This window comes from Conexibacter sp. JCM 18997, from assembly GCF_055391915.1.
Genome location: NZ_AP043885.1, coordinates 1443527 through 1462322, shown reverse-complemented (window position 1 = coordinate 1462322; position 18796 = coordinate 1443527). Strand labels below are relative to the sequence as shown.

The 18796-nt window shown below is 75.5% G+C and carries 17 protein-coding genes; 8 read left to right on the top strand and 9 right to left on the bottom strand.

Annotation, left to right across the window (positions count from 1 at the left end):
• Positions 1–93 precede the first annotated feature (93 nt).
• The 5 genes from ACZ5UI_RS07580 to ACZ5UI_RS07560 are packed head-to-tail and all read right to left on the bottom strand — an operon-like array spanning position 94 to position 6164.
• Positions 94–1326 (bottom strand): M20 family metallo-hydrolase, encoded by a 1233-nt coding sequence (locus tag ACZ5UI_RS07580; protein WP_464195850.1) that lies wholly within the window; start codon positions 1324–1326, stop codon positions 94–96.
• A complete protein-coding gene (pucD, locus tag ACZ5UI_RS07575) occupies positions 1323–3587 on the bottom strand; it encodes a xanthine dehydrogenase subunit D (protein ID WP_464197780.1) in 2265 nt (754 codons plus the stop codon). The genes ACZ5UI_RS07580 and pucD overlap by 4 nt, the downstream gene beginning before the upstream one ends.
• An 8-nt stretch (positions 3588–3595) precedes the next feature.
• Complete coding sequence (locus tag ACZ5UI_RS07570; protein ID WP_464197778.1) at positions 3596–4957, bottom strand: 8-oxoguanine deaminase; 1362 nt, start codon at positions 4955–4957, stop codon at positions 3596–3598.
• The gene (locus tag ACZ5UI_RS07565; RefSeq protein WP_464195848.1) at positions 4957–5406 is read right to left on the bottom strand and encodes a (2Fe-2S)-binding protein; all 450 of its coding nucleotides are present in this window, start codon (positions 5404–5406) and stop codon (positions 4957–4959) included. The genes ACZ5UI_RS07570 and ACZ5UI_RS07565 overlap by 1 nt, the downstream gene beginning before the upstream one ends.
• Positions 5403–6164, bottom strand: coding sequence for an FAD binding domain-containing protein (locus tag ACZ5UI_RS07560; RefSeq protein WP_464195846.1), 762 nt, complete (start codon positions 6162–6164; stop codon positions 5403–5405). The genes ACZ5UI_RS07565 and ACZ5UI_RS07560 overlap by 4 nt, the downstream gene beginning before the upstream one ends.
• Positions 6165–6280: 116 nt before the next feature.
• Between ACZ5UI_RS07560 and uraD the strand changes: the two genes are divergently transcribed.
• The 5 genes from uraD to allB are packed head-to-tail and all read left to right on the top strand — an operon-like array spanning position 6281 to position 10463.
• Positions 6281–6772, top strand: coding sequence for a 2-oxo-4-hydroxy-4-carboxy-5-ureidoimidazoline decarboxylase (gene uraD / locus ACZ5UI_RS07555; RefSeq protein WP_464195844.1), 492 nt, complete (start codon positions 6281–6283; stop codon positions 6770–6772).
• A complete protein-coding gene (pucL, locus tag ACZ5UI_RS07550) occupies positions 6769–7611 on the top strand; it encodes a factor-independent urate hydroxylase (protein ID WP_464195842.1) in 843 nt (280 codons plus the stop codon). The genes uraD and pucL overlap by 4 nt, the downstream gene beginning before the upstream one ends.
• On the top strand, positions 7608–7922 hold the full coding sequence (uraH, locus tag ACZ5UI_RS07545; protein ID WP_464195840.1) for a hydroxyisourate hydrolase: 315 nt from the start codon (positions 7608–7610) through the stop codon (positions 7920–7922). Before pucL ends, uraH begins: the two co-directional genes overlap by 4 nt.
• Before the next feature lie 4 nt (positions 7923–7926).
• On the top strand, positions 7927–9132 hold the full coding sequence (locus tag ACZ5UI_RS07540; RefSeq protein WP_464195838.1) for an allantoate amidohydrolase: 1206 nt from the start codon (positions 7927–7929) through the stop codon (positions 9130–9132).
• Positions 9129–10463, top strand: coding sequence for an allantoinase AllB (gene allB / locus ACZ5UI_RS07535; RefSeq protein WP_464195836.1), 1335 nt, complete (start codon positions 9129–9131; stop codon positions 10461–10463). The genes ACZ5UI_RS07540 and allB overlap by 4 nt, the downstream gene beginning before the upstream one ends.
• Here allB and nhaA read toward each other — a convergent pair.
• Genes nhaA through ACZ5UI_RS07520 form a run of 3 tightly spaced genes read right to left on the bottom strand, consistent with a single transcriptional unit; the run spans position 10447 to position 13600 of the window.
• Positions 10447–12345, bottom strand: coding sequence for a Na+/H+ antiporter NhaA (gene nhaA / locus ACZ5UI_RS07530; RefSeq protein ID WP_464195834.1), 1899 nt, complete (start codon positions 12343–12345; stop codon positions 10447–10449). The two genes, allB and nhaA, sit on opposite strands and share 17 nt — an antisense overlap.
• A 53-nt stretch (positions 12346–12398) precedes the next feature.
• Positions 12399–13007: a hypothetical protein gene (locus ACZ5UI_RS07525; protein ID WP_464195832.1), complete on the bottom strand. Its 609-nt coding sequence runs from the start codon at positions 13005–13007 to the stop codon at positions 12399–12401.
• On the bottom strand, positions 13004–13600 hold the full coding sequence (locus ACZ5UI_RS07520; protein ID WP_464195830.1) for an RNA polymerase sigma factor: 597 nt from the start codon (positions 13598–13600) through the stop codon (positions 13004–13006). Before ACZ5UI_RS07520 ends, ACZ5UI_RS07525 begins: the two co-directional genes overlap by 4 nt.
• A 43-nt stretch (positions 13601–13643) precedes the next feature.
• Between ACZ5UI_RS07520 and ACZ5UI_RS07515 the strand changes: the two genes are divergently transcribed.
• From ACZ5UI_RS07515 to ACZ5UI_RS07505, 3 genes are all read left to right on the top strand, one after another.
• Positions 13644–14612, top strand: a complete 969-nt coding sequence (locus tag ACZ5UI_RS07515) for a cyclase family protein (RefSeq protein WP_464195828.1) — start codon at positions 13644–13646, stop codon at positions 14610–14612.
• Between the two features lie 73 nt (positions 14613–14685).
• Positions 14686–15048 carry a YciI family protein gene (locus tag ACZ5UI_RS07510; RefSeq protein WP_464195826.1) on the top strand — a complete coding sequence of 121 codons (363 nt, stop codon included), beginning with the start codon at positions 14686–14688 and terminating at the stop codon, positions 15046–15048.
• Positions 15049–15095: 47 nt separating this feature from the next.
• Entirely contained in the window at positions 15096–16256 is a 1161-nt protein-coding gene (locus ACZ5UI_RS07505; RefSeq protein ID WP_464195824.1) for an RNA polymerase sigma factor, read from the top strand.
• Here the strand turns inward: ACZ5UI_RS07505 and ACZ5UI_RS07500 are convergent.
• Positions 16210–18795: a LuxR C-terminal-related transcriptional regulator gene (locus ACZ5UI_RS07500; RefSeq protein WP_464195822.1), complete on the bottom strand. Its 2586-nt coding sequence runs from the start codon at positions 18793–18795 to the stop codon at positions 16210–16212. The genes ACZ5UI_RS07505 and ACZ5UI_RS07500 overlap by 47 nt on opposite strands.
• Between the last annotated feature and the right edge of the window lies 1 nt (position 18796).

Here is an 18796-nt window from a genome sequence, read left to right as displayed (position 1 = left end):
ACCGCGAGCCACGCCGGAACCGTTGCTTGTCGGATCCATCGGCCTGGGGACCACAAATGTGACAAGCAACGGCGGGGCCCGTGCGTCGCGGCGTCAGGCGGCTGCGAGCCGGCGGAGCGTTCCCGCCAGCACGCGGGCGCCGTCGTCGACCTGCTCGGGCGTGGAGTACTCGTCGGGGTGGTGGCTGATGCCGTCGCGGCTGGGGATGAAGATCATCCCGACGGGCACCTTCGCGGCCAGGATCATCGCGTCGTGGTAGGCGCCCGAGGTCATCGGCCGGTGGCGCAGGCCGAGCTCCGCGCAGGCGGCGGTGGCGGCGTCGATCACCGTGGGCGCGCACTGCACCGGGGTGTCGCGGACGATCGGCTCGACGTCGACGGCCAGGTCGCGCGCGGCGCCGATCTCCTGTGCGGCGGCCAGCAGCGCGGCGACCACCGCCTCGCGCGCCTGCAGATCGCTGTCGCGCACGTCGACGTCGAGGTGCACCTCGCCGGGCACGACGTTGATCGCGCCCGGGAAGGCCCGGATCACGCCGACGGTCCCCACCGTGGTGCCCGAGGACGACTCGCGGGCCAGGCGCTCCAGCACGAGCAGCAGCTCGGCGGCGCCGACGAGCGCGTCGCGGCGCAGGTCCATCGGGGTGGCGCCCGAGTGCGCCGCCGCGCCGCGGACGATCAGCCGGAGGTCGTGGGGCGCGGCGATCGCCGTGACGACCCCGATCTGCTCGCCACCGCGCTCGAGCACCGCGCCCTGCTCGATGTGCAACTCGACGAAGGCGTGCACCTCGGCGCCGACCAGCGCGGCGGAGGGCACCTGCTCGGGCGGGAACCCCGCCTGGGCCAGCGCGTCGGCCAGACGGACGCCGTCGCGGTCGCGCAGGCGCTGCAGGTCGTCGGCGTCGAGCGCCCCGACGAGCGCGCGGCTGCCGATGCACCCGGTGCCGAACCGCGGCTCCTCACCGGCGAAGGCCACCACCTCGATGCTGCGGCGCGGCTCGAAGCCGTCGGCTCGCAGCGACCGGACCGCCTCGATCGCGCCGAGCACCCCGACCACGCCGTCGTACTTGCCGGCGTTGAGCGTGGTGTCCATGTGCGAGCCGGTGACCACGCGCGGCGCGGAGGGGTCGCTGCCGGCCCAGCGGCCCCACAGGTTCCCGAAGGCGTCCAGCCGGGTGGTCATCCCGGCATCGCGCATCCGCTGCGCGACCCACTCCAGCGCGGTCGCGTACGTCGGCGTGAACACCTCGCGGGTGATGCCGCCCGCCGCCGGGTCGTCGTTGAACCCGGCCAGCTCCTCGATCTGGTCGCGCAGCGGCGCCGGGCTCACCAGGTGCCCTCCTCGAGACCGAGCAGATGGTCCGGGCGGACCGGTGCGCGGGTCAGCGCCTGCCCCGTGGCGGCGCGCAACGCGGCCAGCACCGCCGGGGTCGACGACAGCGACGGCAGCTCGCCCACGCCGCGCAGCCCGTACGGCGTCTCGGGGTCGGCCAGCTCCAGCACGATGCTGTGAACCGGCGGCGCGTCGACGATCGTCGGGATCCGGTAGGTGCCCAGCGAGCGCGAGCGCACGTAGCCGCCCTCGATCAGCAGCTCCTCGCTGAGCGCCAGCCCCAGCCCTTGGATCGAGCCGCCCTCCAGCTGCCCCTCGAGCGCCAGCGGGTTCATCGCCCGCCCGACGTCCTGCGCGCAGGTCAGCTCGACGACACGCGCGGTCCCGAGCCCCAGGTCGACGTCGACGACCGCCCGGTGGGCCACGAAGGCGAAGCCGGCGTGCGCGTCGCCCTGACCCCGCTCGTCGACGGGATGCGTCGGCGCGTGGCGGTAGATCGCGTGCGCCTCGACCGGTGCGCCGGCGACGAGCTCGGCCACCGACGCGACCGGCGTGCCGTCGTCGCGGACCACAACGCCCTCGTGCAGCCGGATCGCCGCTCGGTCGGCGCCCGTGCGCGCGGCCGCCCGGTCCAGCAGGTCGCCGCGCGCCTTGCCGCACGCGTCGAACACGGCGCCGCCGACGATCCAGGTCAGCCGCGAGGCCGACGCCGACCCGGCGGACCCGATGGCGGTGTCGGCGTCGAGCACGCGGACGTCGGGGATGCCCAGCTCGGTGCGGGCGATCTGCTCCTGCATGCCCACGATGCCCTGGCCCACCTCGGTGGCCGCGGTGTGGATCTCCACGACGGCAGCGGCCCGCGCATCGTCGGCGCGCACGAGCACGCGCGCGGCGGCCGAGTCATCGAAGCCCTCCGAGAAGGCGATGTTCTTGTAGGCGGCGGCGTAGCCGACACCGCGGCGCACGTCCTCGCCGCGGGTGGCGTCGAACGCCCCGCCGGGCCGCGCCACCCGCGCGTCGGGCAGCGGCTCGGCCACCAGGCGCTCGAGCAGGTCGGGGATCGCCACCGGCCCGCGCACCGTCTGCCCGGTGGGCATCGCGTCGCCCTCCGACAGCGCGTTGCGGGCGCGCAGCTCCACCGGGTCGATGTCCAGCGCCGCGGCCAGGCGGTCCATCTGCGCCTCGTAGCCGATCGCCACCTGCACGGCGCCGAACCCGCGCATCGCCCCGTTGGGCGGGTTGTTCGTGTACGCGACGGTGCCGATCAGCCGCGCGTTGGGGACCAGGTAGGGCCCGGCGGCCAGCGTCGTCGCGTTCATCACCACCGCGGTCGAACTCGACGCGTAGGCGCCGCCGTCCAACCACAGCCGGGCGCGCACGTTGAGCAGGCGCCCGTCGCGGTCGGCGTGGTGCTCGTACTCCATCCACGCCGGGTGGCGGTGCACGTGGCCCACGAAGGACTCGTCGCGCGAGTAGACCATCTTCACCGGCCGCCCGGTGGCCAGCGCGAGCAGGCAGGCGTGCAGCTGCATCGACAGGTCCTCGCGCGCGCCGAACGCGCCGCCGACGCCGGCCAGCACGAGCTTGACCTGGTTGCGGGGCAGTCCGAGGCCGGCGGCCACCTGGTCGCGGTCGGTGTGCAGCCACTGGGTGGCGATGTGCAGCTCCACGCCGCCCTCGCCGTCGGGGATGGCCAGCCCCGACTCGGGTCCGAGGAACGCGTGGTCCTGGCTGCCCACCGCGTAGCGGCCGCGCACGACGACCGGCCCGACGGCGTCGGGGTCACCGTGCAGGATGCGCACGGTGCGCAGGTCGTTGCCGACCGGATGCAGCGGCCGCGCGTCGGGGGCCAGGGCGGCCTCGACGGTGGTCAGCGGCGCGATCGGCTCGTAGTCGACGGCGATCAGCGCGGCAGCGCGCGCGGCGGTGCGCGGATCGTCCGCGGCGACGATCGCGACCGGCTCGCCGTGGTAGCGCACCTGGTCGATGGCCAGGACCGGCTGGTCGGGCAGGACCGAGCCGATCAGCTTCTGGCCGGGCACGTCGGCGTGGGTGAGCACCGCGCGCACGCCGTCGACGGCCCGGGCGGCCGCCGTGTCGATGCCGCGGATGCGCGCCGCCGGGTGCGGGCTGCGCGCGGTCGCGCCGAACAGCATCCCGTCGACGCGCAGGTCCGAGGAGTAGGCGAAGGCGCCACGCACCTTGGCCTGGCCGTCGGAGCGCACGAGCCGCTCCCCGACCCGCCCCGCCGGACGCATCGCGACGCTCACGCGGCGAGCTCCGCCATCCGCGCGCTCGCCGCGGACAGGTCGCGGGCCAGCGTGGCCGGGTCGGCGGTGCGCAGCTCGCGACCGTCGACGACGACGCGGCCGTGCACGAGCAGCGTGTCCACCGGGCGGGCCGGACCGAGCACCAGCGCCGCCACGGGATCGGCGATGCCCGCGTAGCCGGGGTCGTCGGCCAGGCGCCAGATGGCCACGTCGGCCAGCGCGCCGATGCTGAGGTGGCCGAGCTCGTCCTCGCGGCCCAGGCAGCGCGCGCCGTGGCGCGTGGCCAGCTCCAGCGTGTCGCGCACGGCCAGGGCGCGCGGGCCGCCCACCGCCCGGGCCATGAGCAGCGCGCTCTTGAGCTCGGCGGCCAGCTCGCCCGCCTCCCACGACGCGGCGCCGTCGACGCCCAGCCCGACGGGCGCGCCCGCGTCCAGCAGCGCCCGGATCGGCGCGATGCCCGCGCCCAGCCGGCCGTTGGAGGACGGGCAGTGGGCGACGCCGGTGCCGGTCTGGCCCATGCGCTGCACGTCGCCGGCGTCCAGGTGCACGCAATGGGCCATCCACACGTCGTCGCCCAGCCAGCCGCAGTCGTCGAGGTAGTCCAGCGGGCGGCGGCCGAAGCGCTCGACGCAGAACGCCTCCTCCTCGACGGTCTCGGCCAGGTGGGTGTGCAGGCGCACGCCGCGTCGGCGGGCCAGCTCGGCCGTCTCGCGCAGCAGTTCGGGGGTGACGCTGAACGGCGAGGTGGGGGCCAGCGCGATGCGGGTCATCGCGCCCGGCGCCGGGTCGTGGAAGCGCTGCAGGGCGCTGTCGTAGGCCGACAGGATCGCGTCGCGGTCCTCGACGATGTGGTCGGGCGGCAGCCCGCCGTGGCTGACGCCGAGGTCCATCGCGCCCCGGCACGGATGGAAGCGCACGCCGATCGCCGCCGCCGCCTCGATCTCGACGGCCAGCAGGTCGCCGCCGTCGCGGGGGAAGATGTAGTGGTGGTCGGTGCTCGTCGTGCAGCCCGAGATGGCGAGCGCGCCCAGGCCGGCCCGGGCGGTCGCGTCGACCACGCCCGCGTCGATGTTGGCCCAGGCCGGATACAGCGCGACCAGCCACTCGAACAGCGTCGCCTCCTGGGCCAGACCGCGGAAGGCGAACTGGTAGAGGTGGTGGTGGCAGTTGACGAAGCCGGGCGTGACCAGGCAGCCGCGCGCGTCGATGCGCCGGTCGGCCTGCTGCGTCCAGGCCGGCGGGGCCGCGCCGGGACCGACCGCGACGATGCGCTCGTCCCGGCAGACCAGGTGGCCGTCGGCGTGCTCGGTGCGGGCCTCGTCGACGGTGGCGATCGCCGCGCCCTCGATGACGGTGATCACCGGCTCGCCTCCGCCGCGCTGAGGACCGCCTGCACGATCTTCGTGTAGCCGGTGCAGCGGCACAGGTTGCCGGACAGTCCGTCGCGCACGTCGTCCTCCGTCGGGTCGGGGTTGCGGCGCAGCAGGTCGCGGGCCGCCATGATCAGCCCGGGCGTGCAGAAGCCGCACTGCACGGCGCCGGCGTCGACGAAGGCCTGCTGCAGCGGGTGGTCGATGCCCTCGATCGTCTCGATCCGGGCGTCGCGCACCTGCGCGGTGAGCACCAGGCAGGCGCAGGCGGTCTCGCCATCGATCGAGACGGTGCACGAGCCGCACTCGCCCTCCTCGCAGGCGTTCTTCGTCCCGGTCAGGCCGAGGTCCTCGCGCAGCACCCGCAGCAACGAGCGCCCGCCCGCGTCGTCGGGCAGCTCGTGCGGGGCGCCGTTGACGGTCAGGCGCAGCGTCATCCGGTGGCGCTCCAGACGCGGGTGGCCGCGCGCGCGGCCAGGACGCCGGCGGCGTGCCGGCGATAGGCCCCGGTGGCCCGCGCATCGGTCAGCGGCGCGACGATCGCCGTGGCCACCGCGTCGCGCAGCTCGCCCAGCAGCCCAGCGGGCAGTGCGGCGCCGCGGTCGGCGTCGCGCAGGAGCCGCTCGGCCGCGGGGGCGCGCACCGCCTGGGGCGCCGCGCCGACGATCGCGATGGCCACGGGATCCAGCGCGACGGCCACCCCGACGATCGCCCGGGCCATCGCGTTGCGGGCGCCGGTCTTGGCGTAGGCCACCGGTCCCGCGCCGATCGGCACGAGCAGCGCGGTCAGCAGCTCGTCGGGCCGCAGGTCGGGATCCCCCGGTGCGCGCACGAACGCCTCGGCGGCCACCCGGCGCGATCCGCCCGGACCGGTGAGCTCGATCTGCGCGCCGGCGGCGACGAGCGGGGCGAGCACGTCGGCGGAGGGATCGGCCAGGGCCAGCGCACCACCCAGCGTGGCGCGATTGCGCAGCTGGCGCGATCCGACGGTGCGCGCCGCGGCGGCCAGTCCCGGCAGCGCGGCGCCGAGCTCGTCGATCGCGCGCCGATAGGTCAGCGCGGCGCCGATCCGCACGCCGTCGCCGTCGTCGTCGTGCCCGGTCAGCTCGGGAACCCGGGTCAGATCGATGAGCACGGCCGGGGACGCGCCGCGGGTCAGCGCGGGCACGACCGCGCTCCCTCCGGCGAGGAGCATCGCGTCCGGGTGGGACGCCCGCTGGGCGAGCGCCTCGGCCAGGCTGGTGGGCTGAACGATGTGCAGCAGCGGTCCTCGGTCGACGCGGCAACTGTACCGGTAGGGTCCGGGCCCTGATGTTCGCCGATCTCGACCGTTCCGCCTTCGTGGCGCGATTCGGCGGGGTCTTCGAGGCCTCGCCCTGGGTGGCTGAGGCGGCCTGGCCCGCCGGGCCGTTCGCCGACCTCGACGCGCTGCACGCCGCGCTGGTGGCGGCGGTCGACGCCGCGCCCCCTGCGCAGCGCCTGGCGCTGATCCGCGCGCATCCCGATCTGGCCGGCCGGGCGGCCGTCGCCGGCCGGCTGACTGCCGAGTCCACCGGCGAGCAGCGCTCGGCCGGGCTGGACCGCCTGACGCCCGAGCAGTTCGCCGACATCACCGCGCTGAACGCCGCCTACCGCGAGCGGTTCGGCTTTCCGTTCATCATCTGCGCTCGCGATCACGACGTTGCGGGCATCCTCGACGCGATGCGCGAGCGCGTGGCCCACGACCCCGACACCGAAGAGCAGACGGCGCTGGGCCAGATCGCCCGGATCGCGCGCCTGCGCCTGGAGGACCTCGCCGCATGACCTCGGCCCGGATCAGCTACGGCAAGCTCGAAGTGCCCGTGCAGCGCGTCAGCGCGCAGGGGCTGCTGGCCTGCCGGGTGTCGATGGAGGTGCTGGGCCAGCGGTTCCTCGCCGCCTACACGCAGGGCGACAACTCCGCGGTGGTGGCCACCGACACGATGAAGAACGTGATCCTGCGCCGCGCGCTGGAGTACGAGGGCGTGCGCCTGGAGGAGCTGCTGGACCGGCTCGGTCACTCGTTCCTGGACAGCTACCCGGAGATGGAAGGGCTGGCCCTGCGGGCCGAGGACCTGGGGTTCGAGGCGCTCACCGAGCGGCTGTTCCGGCGGGTGGAGGCCGACCACGCCGTGGCCGAGCTGCACCTGGAGCGTGGCGGCGAGGGAGCGGTGCGGCGCGTGGCGACGCGCTCCGGGCTGGAGGGCTTGCGCCTGCTCAAGACGACCGGCTCGGCCTTCACCGCGTTCGCCCGCGACGACGACACGACGCTCCCCGAACGCCGCGACCGGCCGCTGTTCATCCACCTGGACGTGCACTGGCGCTATCTGGACCCGGGTGACGCGGTGGGCGGCGATCCCGCGCGCTACGTCGCGCCCGCCGACGTGCGCGCGGTCATCGAGTCGGTCTTCGACACGTTCGTCAGCGAGTCGATCCAGCACCTCGTGCACGAGATGGGGACCGTGCTGCTGGCCCGCTTCCCGGCGCTGTCGGAGGTGGCGTTCCGGGGCGAGAACCACACGTTCGACCCGGTGCCCGGCTCCACCCCCGGCCCGGACGGTCACGGCGCTTACACCGCCGCGTTCCCGGCGTGGGGCCTGATCACCCTGGTGCTGCAGCGATGAGCCGCCTGAGCACGCACGTGCTGGACACCGTCCAGGGCCGGCCCGCGGCCGGCGTGGAGATCGAGCTGCGTGATCCCGACGCGACGCTGGCCACCGTGGTGACCGGCGAGGACGGCCGCGCCGTCCTGCTGGAGGACGGCCTGCGCGCGGGGCCCTACGAGCTGCGCTTCGCCGTCGGCGCCTACTTCGGCTCCGGCGCGGGCTTCCTCGACGTGGTGCCGGTGCGCTTCGTCGTGTCCAACCCCGACGCCCACCACCACGTCCCGCTGCTCTGCTCGCCCTGGTCCTACACCGTGTATCGGGGCAGCTGACGGGTTGACCGCCGACGTCGTCCTCGACCGCTGCGCCGAGCTGGCCGCGATCAGCGACGAGCCCGGCCGGCTGACGCGGCTGTTCGCCGGGCCGGCGATGACCCAGGCCCACGAGCGGGTGGGCGAGTGGATGCGCGCGGCCGGCCTGTCCGTGCGCCTGGACGCCGCGGGCAACCTGATCGGGCGGCGGGAGAGCGCGACGTTCGGCGCCCCGACGCTGGTCCTGGGCTCTCATCTCGACACCGTGCACGACGCCGGGCCGTACGACGGACCGCTCGGCGTGCTCGTGGCGCTGGCCGCGGTCGAGCGCCGTCCGGCGCTGCCCTTCGCGGTCGAGGTCGTCGCCTTCTCCGACGAGGAGGGCGTGCGTTTCGGCACGGCATACCTCGGGTCCCGCTCGTTTGCCGGCACGTTCCCCCGCGAGCTGCTGGACCTGACCGATGCGTCCGGCACGAGCATGGCCGCGGCGCTGCGGGCGTTCGGTGGCGACCCGGACGACCTGGACGGCGCCGCGCGGACCGGCGAGCCGCTGCTCGGCTACGTCGAGGTGCACATCGAGCAGGGCCCGGTGCTGGAGGAGCGCGACGTCGCGCTGGGCGTGGTCAGCGCGATCGCCGGGGCGACCCGGGCCGAGGCGCGCTTCGTCGGCCAGGCCGGTCACGCCGGGACCGTGCCGATGGCCGCGCGCCATGACGCGCTGGCCGCGGCGGCGCAGTGGACCCTCGCGGTGGAGGCGATGGGGCGGGCGACGCCGGGGCTGATGGCCACGGTCGGGCGTCTGGCCGTCGAGCCGGGCGCGCCCAACGTCGTCGCCGGCGCGGCCGCGGCGACGCTCGACGTCCGCCACGCCGACGACACCGTGCGCGAGGACGCCGTCGGCGCGCTGCGCCGCACGGCCGAGGCGATCGCCCAGGAGCGCGGCTTGGCGCTGACCTGGACGACGCGGCTGGAGAACCCCGCGGTGCAGGTGGACGAGCGCCTGACCGCGCTGCTGGCCGACGCGGTCGCCGCCGCCGGGCATCCGGTCGTCCGCCTGGCCAGCGGCGCGGGCCACGACGCCGTCTCGCTGGCCGACCTGACGGGGATCGCCATGCTGTTCGTGCGCTGCGCGGGCGGCCTCAGCCACCACCCCGACGAGTCCGTCGAGCGCGAGGACGTGGGCGCGGCGATCGCCGTGCTCGAGCGGTTCCTGACCGGGCTGTCGGCGTGAGCGCGTTCGACCTGATCGTCCGCGGCGACGAGGCCGACCTCGGGGTGGTCGACGGCCGCATCGCCGCGATCGGTCCCGCGCTGGCCGGCGGCGGGATCGAGGAGATCGACGCGCGCGGCCTGCTCGTCCTGCCCGGCGTGGTCGACGCCCACGTGCACCTCAACGACCCCGGCCGGGCGGCCTGGGAGGGCTTTGAGACGGGCACCCGGGCGCTGGCCGCCGGCGGGACGACCACGGCGCTCGACATGCCGCTCAACGCCTCGCCGCCCACCGTGGACCCCGCCGCCTTCGACGCGAAGCTCGCCGCGGCCGACGGGTGCCTGACCGTCGACATCGCGCTGTGGGGCGGCCTGGTGCCCGGCAACGTCGACCAGCTCGAGGGATTGGCCGAGCGCGGCGTGGTCGGCTTCAAGGCGTTCATGTCCGACAGCGGCATCGCGGACTTCGCCGCCGCCGACGAGGCCACGCTGGCCGCCGGCATGACGCGCGCGGCGGCGTTGGGGCTACCCGTCGCCGTGCACGCCGAGGACGACGCGCTGACCGCGCGGCTGGCCGCCCAGGCGGTGGCCGAGGACCGCCTGACCATGCGCGACTACCGCGCGTCACGTCCCGTGCGCGCGGAGCTCGAGGCCATCGCCCGGGCCATCGACCTGGCCGGTCAGACCGGTTGCGCCCTGCACGTCGTGCACGTCTCCAGCGGCGCCGGGGTCGCGCTGGTCGCCGCCGCGCGCGCCCGCGGCGTCGACGTGACCTGCGAGACCTGCCCGCACTACCTCGTCCTCGACGAGGACGACGCCGACGCGCTCGGCGCGCTGGCCAAGTGCGCGCCGCCGCTGCGGCCCGCGGTCGAGCGCGAGGCGCTGTGGGAGCACCTGGCCTCGGGCGAGATCGCGCTCGTGGCCACCGACCACTCGCCCGCGCCGGCGTCGATGAAGGCGGGCGCCGACGCGTTCGCCGTGTGGGGTGGCATCTCGGGCGCCCAGACGCTGCTGGCGCTCCTGCTCGACGGCGCCCTGCGCCGCGGGCTGGCGTTGACCCGGATCGTCGAGCTCCTGTGCGGCGCGCCCGCCGCCCGCTTCGGCCTGTCGCCGGCCAAGGGCGCGCTGGAGATCGGCGCCGACGCCGACCTCGTGCTGGTCGATCCCCAGGCCACCAGCGTCCTGGAGCGCGACCAGCTGCTCGATCGCCACCGCCTGAGCCCCTTCGTCGGGCGCACGCTGCACGGCCGGATCGTGCGCACCGTGCTGCGCGGCCACACGGTCGCGCTCGACGGGCGGATCGTCGGACCGCCGCGGGGGCGGATCGTGCGGCGCGTCAGCGGCCCGCGGTGACCCGTCCGGCGGGACCGTGGACCGCGGTCTTGATCGCCGCGGTCAGCGTGTCGAGGTCGTAGACGCCCTGGTGGCGGCGGCCGTTGATGAAGAACGTCGGGGTGCCCGACACGCCGCTGGCGTCGGCGCTCTGCACGTCCTGGGCGATGCGCGCGCCCCACCGCCGGCGGCGCATGTCGTCGGCGAACTGGTCGAGGTCGAGGCCGATGTCGTCGGCGTGGCGATACAGGTCGGCGGGCGCGAGCTCGGCCTGGTCGTCGAGCAGCAGGTCGTGCATCTCCCAGAACCTGCCCTGCGCGCCGGCCGCCTCCGCGGCCTCGGCCGCGTTCTGCGCGTCGGGGTGGACGTCGGTCAGCGGCAGATGGCGGAAGACGTAGCGCAGCTCGTCGGGCAGATGGTCCAGCAGCTTGAGGATCGTCGGCTGCGCGTTGGCGCAGTATGGGCACTCGTAGTCGCCGTACTCGACCAGGGTCACCGGCGCGTCGAGCCGGCCGCGGATGTGGTCGCGCTCGGGATCGACGTCGTCGGACAGGTCGATGATCGTCTCGGCCACGCTCCCCAGCTGACGGGCCCGGACCTCGTCGGGCAACCGGCGCACCACCTGGCCCGACAGGAACGACAGCGCGGGGGAGAGGATCGCCGTGGCGATGATGCCGATCTTCGCCTGGTCCAGCAGCGGGGTGCCGTCGAAGGCCAGCGTGGCGATCAGCAGCGAGACGGTGAAGCCGATCCCGGCGGCCGTGGCGCCGGTGACCAGCGCGGGCCAGGTCACGGTCAGGCGCGTGCCGCCCAGCGCGGGGCGGGTGCCGACCCACGCGGCGAACAGGATGCCCAGCGGCTTGCCGATCACGAACGCGGCGACGATGCCCAGCGTCACCGGCGAGGTGAGCGCGTCGGAGATCACGCCGCCGCCGAGGTAGATGCCGGCGTTGGCCAGCGCGAACAGCGGCACGATCACCTGGCTGGTCCACGGGTGCAGCCGGTACTGCAGGCGTTCGTTGGGCGAGATCGCCGCGGTCAGGCTGGCCCGGGCCGAGTAGGCCAGCTCGGGCGTGGGCTGCTCGCGGAACAGGCGCGTCAGCGCGGTGCTGCGCTCCAGCGTGTCGCGTTCGGGCGGGTAGGCGCTGGTGATCAGCCCGATGGCCAGGCCGGCGATGACCGCGTCGACGCCGGACTCGAACATGGCCAGCCAGGTGCCGAAGCCGACGATCACCGCGGCGGGGCCGCGCCAGGAGGCCGGCACCCAGCGCAGGGCGAAGAGGACGCCGAACAGGACGATCGCGATGGCCAGGGCGACGATCGAGATGTCCTCGCTGTAGGCAAACGCGATCACGGCCAGCGAGACGAGGTCGTCGATCACCACCAGCGTGAGCAGGAACACCCGCAGGCGGATCGCCCGGCCGCGGGAGATCAGCGCCAGCGCGCCGAGCGCCAGCGCGGTGTCGGTGGAGATCGCCGCGCCCCAACCCGCGGCGCCGTCGCCGCCGGCGTTGATGATCAGGTAGATCCCGGCGGCGAAGGCCATGCCGCCCAGGGCGGCCATCACCGGGATGGCCAGGCGCTGGCGCTCGCGCAGCTCGCCCAGATCCAGCTCGCGCTTGGCCTCCAGGCCGACGACGAGGAAGAACAGGGCCATCAGGCCCTCGTTGATCCAGCCGCGCAGGTCGGTGGCCAGCGAGTGGTCGCCGAGCGAGATGGCCAGGTGCGTCGTCCACACCGACTCGTAGGACTCGCGGTCGATGTTGGCCCACAGGATCGCCGCGACGGCGGCCGCGATGAGGATCACCGCGCCGCCGGTCTCGGCGTGCAGATACCCGCGGATCGGTGCGGCGAGGTTGCGGGCCCAGGCGGTGCGTCCGGCCGGCGCGGAGACGTCGGTCATGGGCCGGACGATAGACGGCGCGCGACGGGGGCCACCGCCGCGCGCCGAAAGCGTCAGGGGGAGACGCTCGTGGCGGGCAGGGGCGGCGCGTCGACCAGGGTGCACGACGGGTCGTCGCCGTCGACCATCGCGAACGAGATCGCCGCCGGGCCGACCCTCCCGTCGCCGCTGGTGGTGATCAGCAGGGTGTCGCCGTCGCGGATGCCGTCCGCGGCGACGGTGAACGTCGAGGCGCCGCTGACGTTGGTCGCCCCGCTGATCATCATGCCCCCGCCGCCGGCCGCGCCCGCCTTGGGCGCCGCCGGCTGGCACATCTTGCCCTCGGGCACGGTCCGCACGACGGCATGGACGCCGGCGTCGCGCAGCGCCTGCTCGAGGCCGGCCGCGTCGTCCAGCGACGTGACCGACACCGTCACGCTGCCGTCGGTGCGCGGCGTGACCGCGTAGGCGGGATCGGCGCCGTCGCCGCCGGTGGCCAGGACGATCGCCGCCGCGGCCGCGGCCAGGACGGCGGCGGCCGCCGCGATCGGTCGGGGACGCAGCCAGGGCCGCGGCGGGCGGCGGTGGCGGCCGGGCGTCGCCTGGGGCTGGTTGTGCTCGATGTGGGAGCGCAGCTGGGTCAGCAGTCGCGCCTCGAAGCGGTCCTGCGGGTCGGGCGTCATGGTGCGACCTCCAGGGTCGTCGCGGGAACGGGGATGTCGGCGGGCGCGAGCTGCGCATGCAGGGCCCGCCGGGCGCGGTGCAGGCGGACCCGCGCGGTGACGGCGCGGATGCCCAGGGCGGCCGCGGCCTCGGTGACCGCCAGCTCGTCGACCGCCACGAGCTCGAGCACCGCACGCTCGGGCTCGGGCAGCGTGTCCAGCGCCGCGTACAGGGCGCGCGAGCGGGCGGCGGCGTCGAGGCGTTCCTCCAGGCGGACGAGGTCGTCGTCGTCCAGGAGCCTTCGGCCGACGATCTCGCCGGTGGCCCGGCGCTCGCGCCCCTGACGGCGGCGGTCGTCGGCGACGACGTTGCGGGCCACGCCGAACAGCCACGCCACCGGGGTGCCGCGACCGGCGCGATAGGCGCCGGCCGAGGCGATCGCGGCCAGGAAGATCTCGGCGGTCAGGTCGGCGGCCCGCTCGCGATCGTCGACGCGGCGGGCGACGAATCGCTGCACCGCCTCGACGTGCGCGCGGTAGAACGCCTCGAAGGCGTCCGGGTCGGTGGCGATGCGTCGCAGATCGCCGGGAGGATGGGGCCGTGGTTGCGCCATGTCCGTTCTTGGGCCCAGCCTGCCTGAGCGTTACCGTCGCGTCATGCGAGCACGCACGATCGCCGCTGGGGCCGCGATCGCCGGGCTGGTCGCCGGCGGGTACCTGGTGGGCGCCAACACCGGCCGCGACGACGTCGCCGCCGCCGCGCGGGGCCCGGCCCCGACGAGCCTGTGGCCGACCTACGACCGGGTGCTGCGCCAGGCCCGCTACATCGACCTGACGCACAAGATCACGCCCGGCATGCCCGTGTGGAAGGGGTTCGGACCGTCGCGCTTCAGCCCGTCGGTCAACCCCGAGACCGGTCAGCCCTACACCTACGCCAAGGATGGGTTCGAGGCCACCCACTACGACCTGTCGACCGACCAGTTCGGCACGCAGCTGGATCCGCCGGCCCACTGGGCGCCGGAGTACCCGAGCATCGACGAGCTGCCCGCCACGTACGCGGTGCGTCCGCTCGTCGTCCTCTCGATCGTCGCCCAGGTCGAGCGCGATCCGTCCTACGCCCTGCAGGTCTCCGACATCCAGGCCTGGGAGCGCACCCACGGCCGGATCCCTGCCGAGTCGGTGGTGATGGTCCGCTCAGACTGGTCGAAGCAGTGGACCGACGACCCGGCCAAGGCCAAGGCGCTGGCCGCCGATCCGCGGTTCCCCGGCGTGTCGCTGAAGGCCATCCAGTTCCTGCAGCTCAAGCGCCACATCCTGTTCCACGGGCACGAGCCGCTGGACACCGACACGACGCCCACGCTCGAGGGCGAGGCCTGGCTGATGCACCACGGCTACGCGCAGGCCGAGGGCGTGGCCAACCTCGACCAGGTGCCGCCCACCGGCTGCCTGATCTCGATCGGATACCCCGAGTTCCGGGGCGGTCTGGGCGGCTACGCGCGCTACATCGCGATCTGCCCGCCGGGCGGGCCGCACGGGTCGAGGATCGGCGTGGGCGACGCGCCGCTGCCGCGCAGCGACCGGCCGCTGCACTGGGATGACGCGCTGGGCTACCGGGTGCGCGGATGAGGCGACGAACGCGGTGTCGATTTCCGGCCGGCCCGTTCGTCTCAGCCTCGAACCCAACCGCCAAGGAGCCCACATGCGCTACCTGCTGCTGATCCATCAAGGCACGACGCCCGTCCCGGGAAGCGAGGCCTGGAACGCCCTCTCGCCCGAGGAGCAGGGCCAGGTCTACGCCGCCTACGGCGCGATCAACGCCAACCCGAACATCACCGCCGGTGAGCGGATGGCCGACCCGGACGTGGCCACCACCGTGCGCGTCCAGGACGGACGCACGCTGACCACCGACGGCCCGTTCGTCGAGCTCAAGGAGGCGGTCGGCGGCTACTTCTTCCTCGACGCCGACAACCTCGACGAGGCGATCGCTGTCGCCGCGATCGTCCCGGCGTCGAGCATGGGCGGGGCCGTCGAGATCCGGCCGATCCTCACGGAGGGGTCCTGACCCTCGACGCGGTCTTCCGCGAGCAGTGGGGCCGCGTCCTCGCCGCGTTGATCGGCTTCCTGGGCGACTTCGACCTCGCGGAGGAGGCCGCCCAGGACGCGTTCGCGATCGCGGCGGAGCGCTGGCCGCGCGACGGGGTGCCCGAGCACCCCGGCGCGTGGCTGGTCGCCACCGGCCGCAACCGCGCGATCGACCGCATCCGGCGGGCGCGCACCCTGGCCGAGAAGACGCGCCAGCTGGAGGTGCCCGACGAGGCCGTGGAGGATCCCGTGGACGCGACGACGTTCCCCGACGAGCGGCTGGAGCTGGTCTTCACCTGCTGCCACCCGGCGCTGGCCACCGAGGCGCAGGTCGCGCTCACGCTGCAGACCCTCGGCCGCCTCAACGCCCGCCAGATCGCCTCGGCGTTCCTGGTCCCCGAGGCGACCATGGCTCAGCGGCTCGTGCGGGCCAAGCGCAAGATCAAGGCGGCCGGCATTCCGTTCCGCGTGCCCGACGATCGCCTGCTGCCCGATCGCCTGGCCGCCGTTCTGGCCGTCGTCTACCTGATCTTCAACGCCGGCTACACGGGGGACAACGAGCTCACGGGCGAGGCGCTGCGGCTGGGGCGGGCGCTCACCGAGCTGATGCCCGACGAGCCAGAGGCGCACGGCCTGCTGGCCATGATGCTGCTGCTCGACGCCCGCCGCGCGGCCCGGATTCGCGCCGACGAGCTCGTGCTGCTCGAGGACCAGGACCGCGCGCTGTGGGACGCCGAGCGGATCGCCGCGGGCCGCGCCGTGCTGGATCGTGCGCTGGCGCTGCGGGGCGCCGGGGGCGCGTACGTCGTGCAGGCGGCGATCGCCTCGCTGCACGCCGACGAGCCACGCGATTGGGCCCAGATCGCCGCGCTCTACGCGGAGCTGGAGCGGCGCACCGGGTCGCCCGTGGTCGCGCTGAGCCGCGCCGTGGCCGTGGCCCGGGCCGACGGTCCGGCCGCGGGCCTGGCGCTGGTCGACGGCCTCACGGGCCTGGACGCCTACCACTACCTGCACGCCACCCGGGCCGACCTGCTCGGGCGTCTGGGACGCGACCCGGAGGCCGACGCCGCCTACGAGCGGGCGCTGGCGCTCGTCGTCGACGCCGCCGAGCGCCGCCTCCTGGAGCGCAGGCGCGCCGCGCTCAGTCGGCGTCCGCCATCGCCTCGGCCAGCTCGCCCCGCGAGCTGATCCCCAGCTTGCGATAGGCGCGGGCCAGCGTGCCCTCGACGGTCTTGACCGAGACGAACAGCTCGCGGGCGATCTCCGTGTTCGTCTCTCCGCGCGCGGCCCGCTCGGCGATCCGCCGCTCGCTGGCCGTCAGCGCCGCGACGCCGGTCAGCGCCGCCCGTCGGGGGCGGGCGCCGGCGGTGTACAGCTCCTGACGGGCCCGGGCGACGAGCACCGTCGCGCCGCAGCGGTCGGCCAGGTCCAGCGCGGCCGACAGCGGCGCGCGCGCCCCGACCGGGTCGCCGGCGTCGCGCGTGGCCACACCGAGATCGGTGAGCGCCTCGGCGTGCTGCTTGCGCAGCGGCGAGCGCTCGAGGTCGGCGACGGCCCGGCGCAGCAGCTCCACGCGCTCGTCGCCCTGCGCGGCCAGGCCGGCGCTGTGGAGCGCGATCCCGATCGACCCCGGCAGCCCGACGGCCTCCGCGCGCTGGAGCTCGCGCTCGGCCAGGTCGCGGGCCAGCGCGACCTCACCCAGCTGGGCCGCGGCCCGGGCCGCCGCCGACTGCCACTCCAGGCACGCCGGGGCCAGGCCCGGATGGAAGGACTCGATCGCCTCGCCCGCCGCCAGCCAGTGGGCCAGGGCCGTCGCCGCGTCGCCTTCGGCCAGCGCCAGCATTCCGGCGGCGTGCTCGACGTTGGCCAGCTCCAGCGGGCCGTGGTAGCGCTCGCGCCCGTCGTCCAGCACCGCCCGGGCCTCGGCGTGCTCGCCGCGGTCGACGTGCAGCCCGACGAGCAGCCAGGTCACGTACGGCGCGTGGTTGGACCAGGGGCCGTCCGGCCGGGCCTGCGACGCGCGGGCGTCCTCCAGCGCGTCATCGATGCGCCCCAGCTTCCAGCGCGCGATCGCGCGATCGTGCTGGGCCAGCAGGAAGGCGATCGGCAGGTCGGCCTCGCGGGCGCGGGCCATCGCGGCGGTGGCCACCCGCTCGGCCACCTCGAAGTCCTGGATCGTGCGCATCGCCGCTTGGGCGTAGCTGCCGATGATCTGGTGGGAGTCGTCGACCAGCGGGCTGTCGTGCAACGCGCGCGCCAGCAGCGCCTGGACCAGCGACAGCGGCCCGCCGAGCCCGGCCAGCGCCGCGGCCAGCCAGGCGCACAGCCCGGGATCCTCGGGCAGATCGCCCTGCAGCGCGGCCATCATCACCGGCTGGGCGCGGGCGGTCCCCGGCGCCAGCACGGTGCGGTCGGCGGCCAGCGCGATCAGCTCGACCATGAGCAGCGGCTCGGCGTGCGGGTCGCCGAGCTCCAGGCTCTCGAGAACCGTCTCGGCCGCCGTGGCCGCGGCCTGGTAGGCGCCGACGGCCAGCAGGGCGCGGGCCAGTGCGACCTGCAGGCGGCCGCGCAGCGCGCGGTCGGGCATGACCGCGACCGCGGCGTCCAGCCGGTCGGCCGCCTCCGGCGCGCCCGCGGCGGCCTCGGCCAGCGCCAGCTCGGCCAGCACCAGCGGCTCCAGGGCGGGCGCCGGGGGTGCGGCGAGCGCGTGGCGCAGCAGGGCGACGGCCTCGTCGGGTGACGCCTGCGCCGCGGCGGACCGCAGCGCGTCGGTGGTGGCGGGATCCCCCGACAGGGGCTGGTGGAGCAGGTGGCCGCCGCGGCGCTCGGGGGGCGCGCCGTCCTCGTCGAGCAGCGCCAGGGCGCGGGCGTGCACGGCGGCCGCGCCGAAGGGCGGGAGCGTGGCCCGCACGGTCGCGCCGACCAGCGGCTGCGCCCACACCAGTGGCTCGCCGGCCTCGGTCAGGCCGGCCGCGACCAGCGCGTCCGCGGCGACCGCGGCGTCCTCGACGGGCAGCTCGGCCACGCGGGCCGCGCGGGCCAGCGTCAGCGGCTCGCCGAACACCGCGACCGCCTCGGCCAGCGCGGTGACCGCCGGGGCACGATCGCCCAGCAGCCGGCGCACGCGCTGGGCGACGGGATCGGGCGGCGCCGCCGCGACCGCCGACAGCGACCGCACGATCGGCGGCAGGTCACGGTCGCGCAGCGCCCCGAGGACCGCGCGGATCATCCACGGGTTGCCCGCGGTCAGGGCATGGAGCTCGGACACGAACCGCTCGGAGAGCTCGTCGTCGTCCAGCACGACGACGGCGAGGCGCTGCACCGCGTCCGGGCTCAGCGGCGTCGTCGTCACCCGCACGGCACCCAGGTCGTCGAGCAGATGGGCGGCCAGGGCGTCGAAGCGGCCGGGTCCCGGGTGGTGACCGAGGGCGACGCAGTAGGGCAGCCGCTCCAGCGCCGGGCGCAGCTCGATCAGCGCCTGCAGCGCATCGGCGGCCACCCAGTGGGCGTCGTCGACCAGCACGAGCGTGGGCACATGCGTCGTCAGCAGCGCTTCGATCCGCACGTCGACCACGGCCATGTCGCGCGCGCGGGCCAGCTCCGCGGCGGCGTCCAGCACCGCCGACACCCCGCTGCCCGCCGGGCCGTCGACGATCAGCGTCTGCCCGCGACCGGCGCGGGCCTGGTCCAGCGCATCGACCACGGGCTCGAGATCCCGCTCGAGCAAT

Excerpts from the sequence above, each read along its gene's own strand:
- pucD (WP_464197780.1), bottom strand. The coding sequence starts at position 3,587 with ATGCGTCCGGCGGGGCGGGTCGGGGAGCGGCTCGTGCGCTCCGACGGC.
- ACZ5UI_RS07565 (WP_464195848.1), bottom strand. The coding sequence starts at position 5,406 with ATGACGCTGCGCCTGACCGTCAACGGCGCCCCGCACGAGCTGCCCGAC.
- ACZ5UI_RS07560 (WP_464195846.1), bottom strand. The coding sequence starts at position 6,164 with ATGCTCCTCGCCGGAGGGAGCGCGGTCGTGCCCGCGCTGACCCGCGGC.
- uraD (WP_464195844.1), top strand. The coding sequence starts at position 6,281 with ATGTTCGCCGATCTCGACCGTTCCGCCTTCGTGGCGCGATTCGGCGGG.
- pucL (WP_464195842.1), top strand. The coding sequence starts at position 6,769 with ATGACCTCGGCCCGGATCAGCTACGGCAAGCTCGAAGTGCCCGTGCAG.
- uraH (WP_464195840.1), top strand. The coding sequence starts at position 7,608 with ATGAGCCGCCTGAGCACGCACGTGCTGGACACCGTCCAGGGCCGGCCC.
- nhaA (WP_464195834.1), bottom strand. The coding sequence starts at position 12,345 with ATGACCGACGTCTCCGCGCCGGCCGGACGCACCGCCTGGGCCCGCAAC.
- ACZ5UI_RS07525 (WP_464195832.1), bottom strand. The coding sequence starts at position 13,007 with ATGACGCCCGACCCGCAGGACCGCTTCGAGGCGCGACTGCTGACCCAG.
- ACZ5UI_RS07520 (WP_464195830.1), bottom strand. The coding sequence starts at position 13,600 with ATGGCGCAACCACGGCCCCATCCTCCCGGCGATCTGCGACGCATCGCC.
- ACZ5UI_RS07515 (WP_464195828.1), top strand. The coding sequence starts at position 13,644 with ATGCGAGCACGCACGATCGCCGCTGGGGCCGCGATCGCCGGGCTGGTC.
- ACZ5UI_RS07510 (WP_464195826.1), top strand. The coding sequence starts at position 14,686 with ATGCGCTACCTGCTGCTGATCCATCAAGGCACGACGCCCGTCCCGGGA.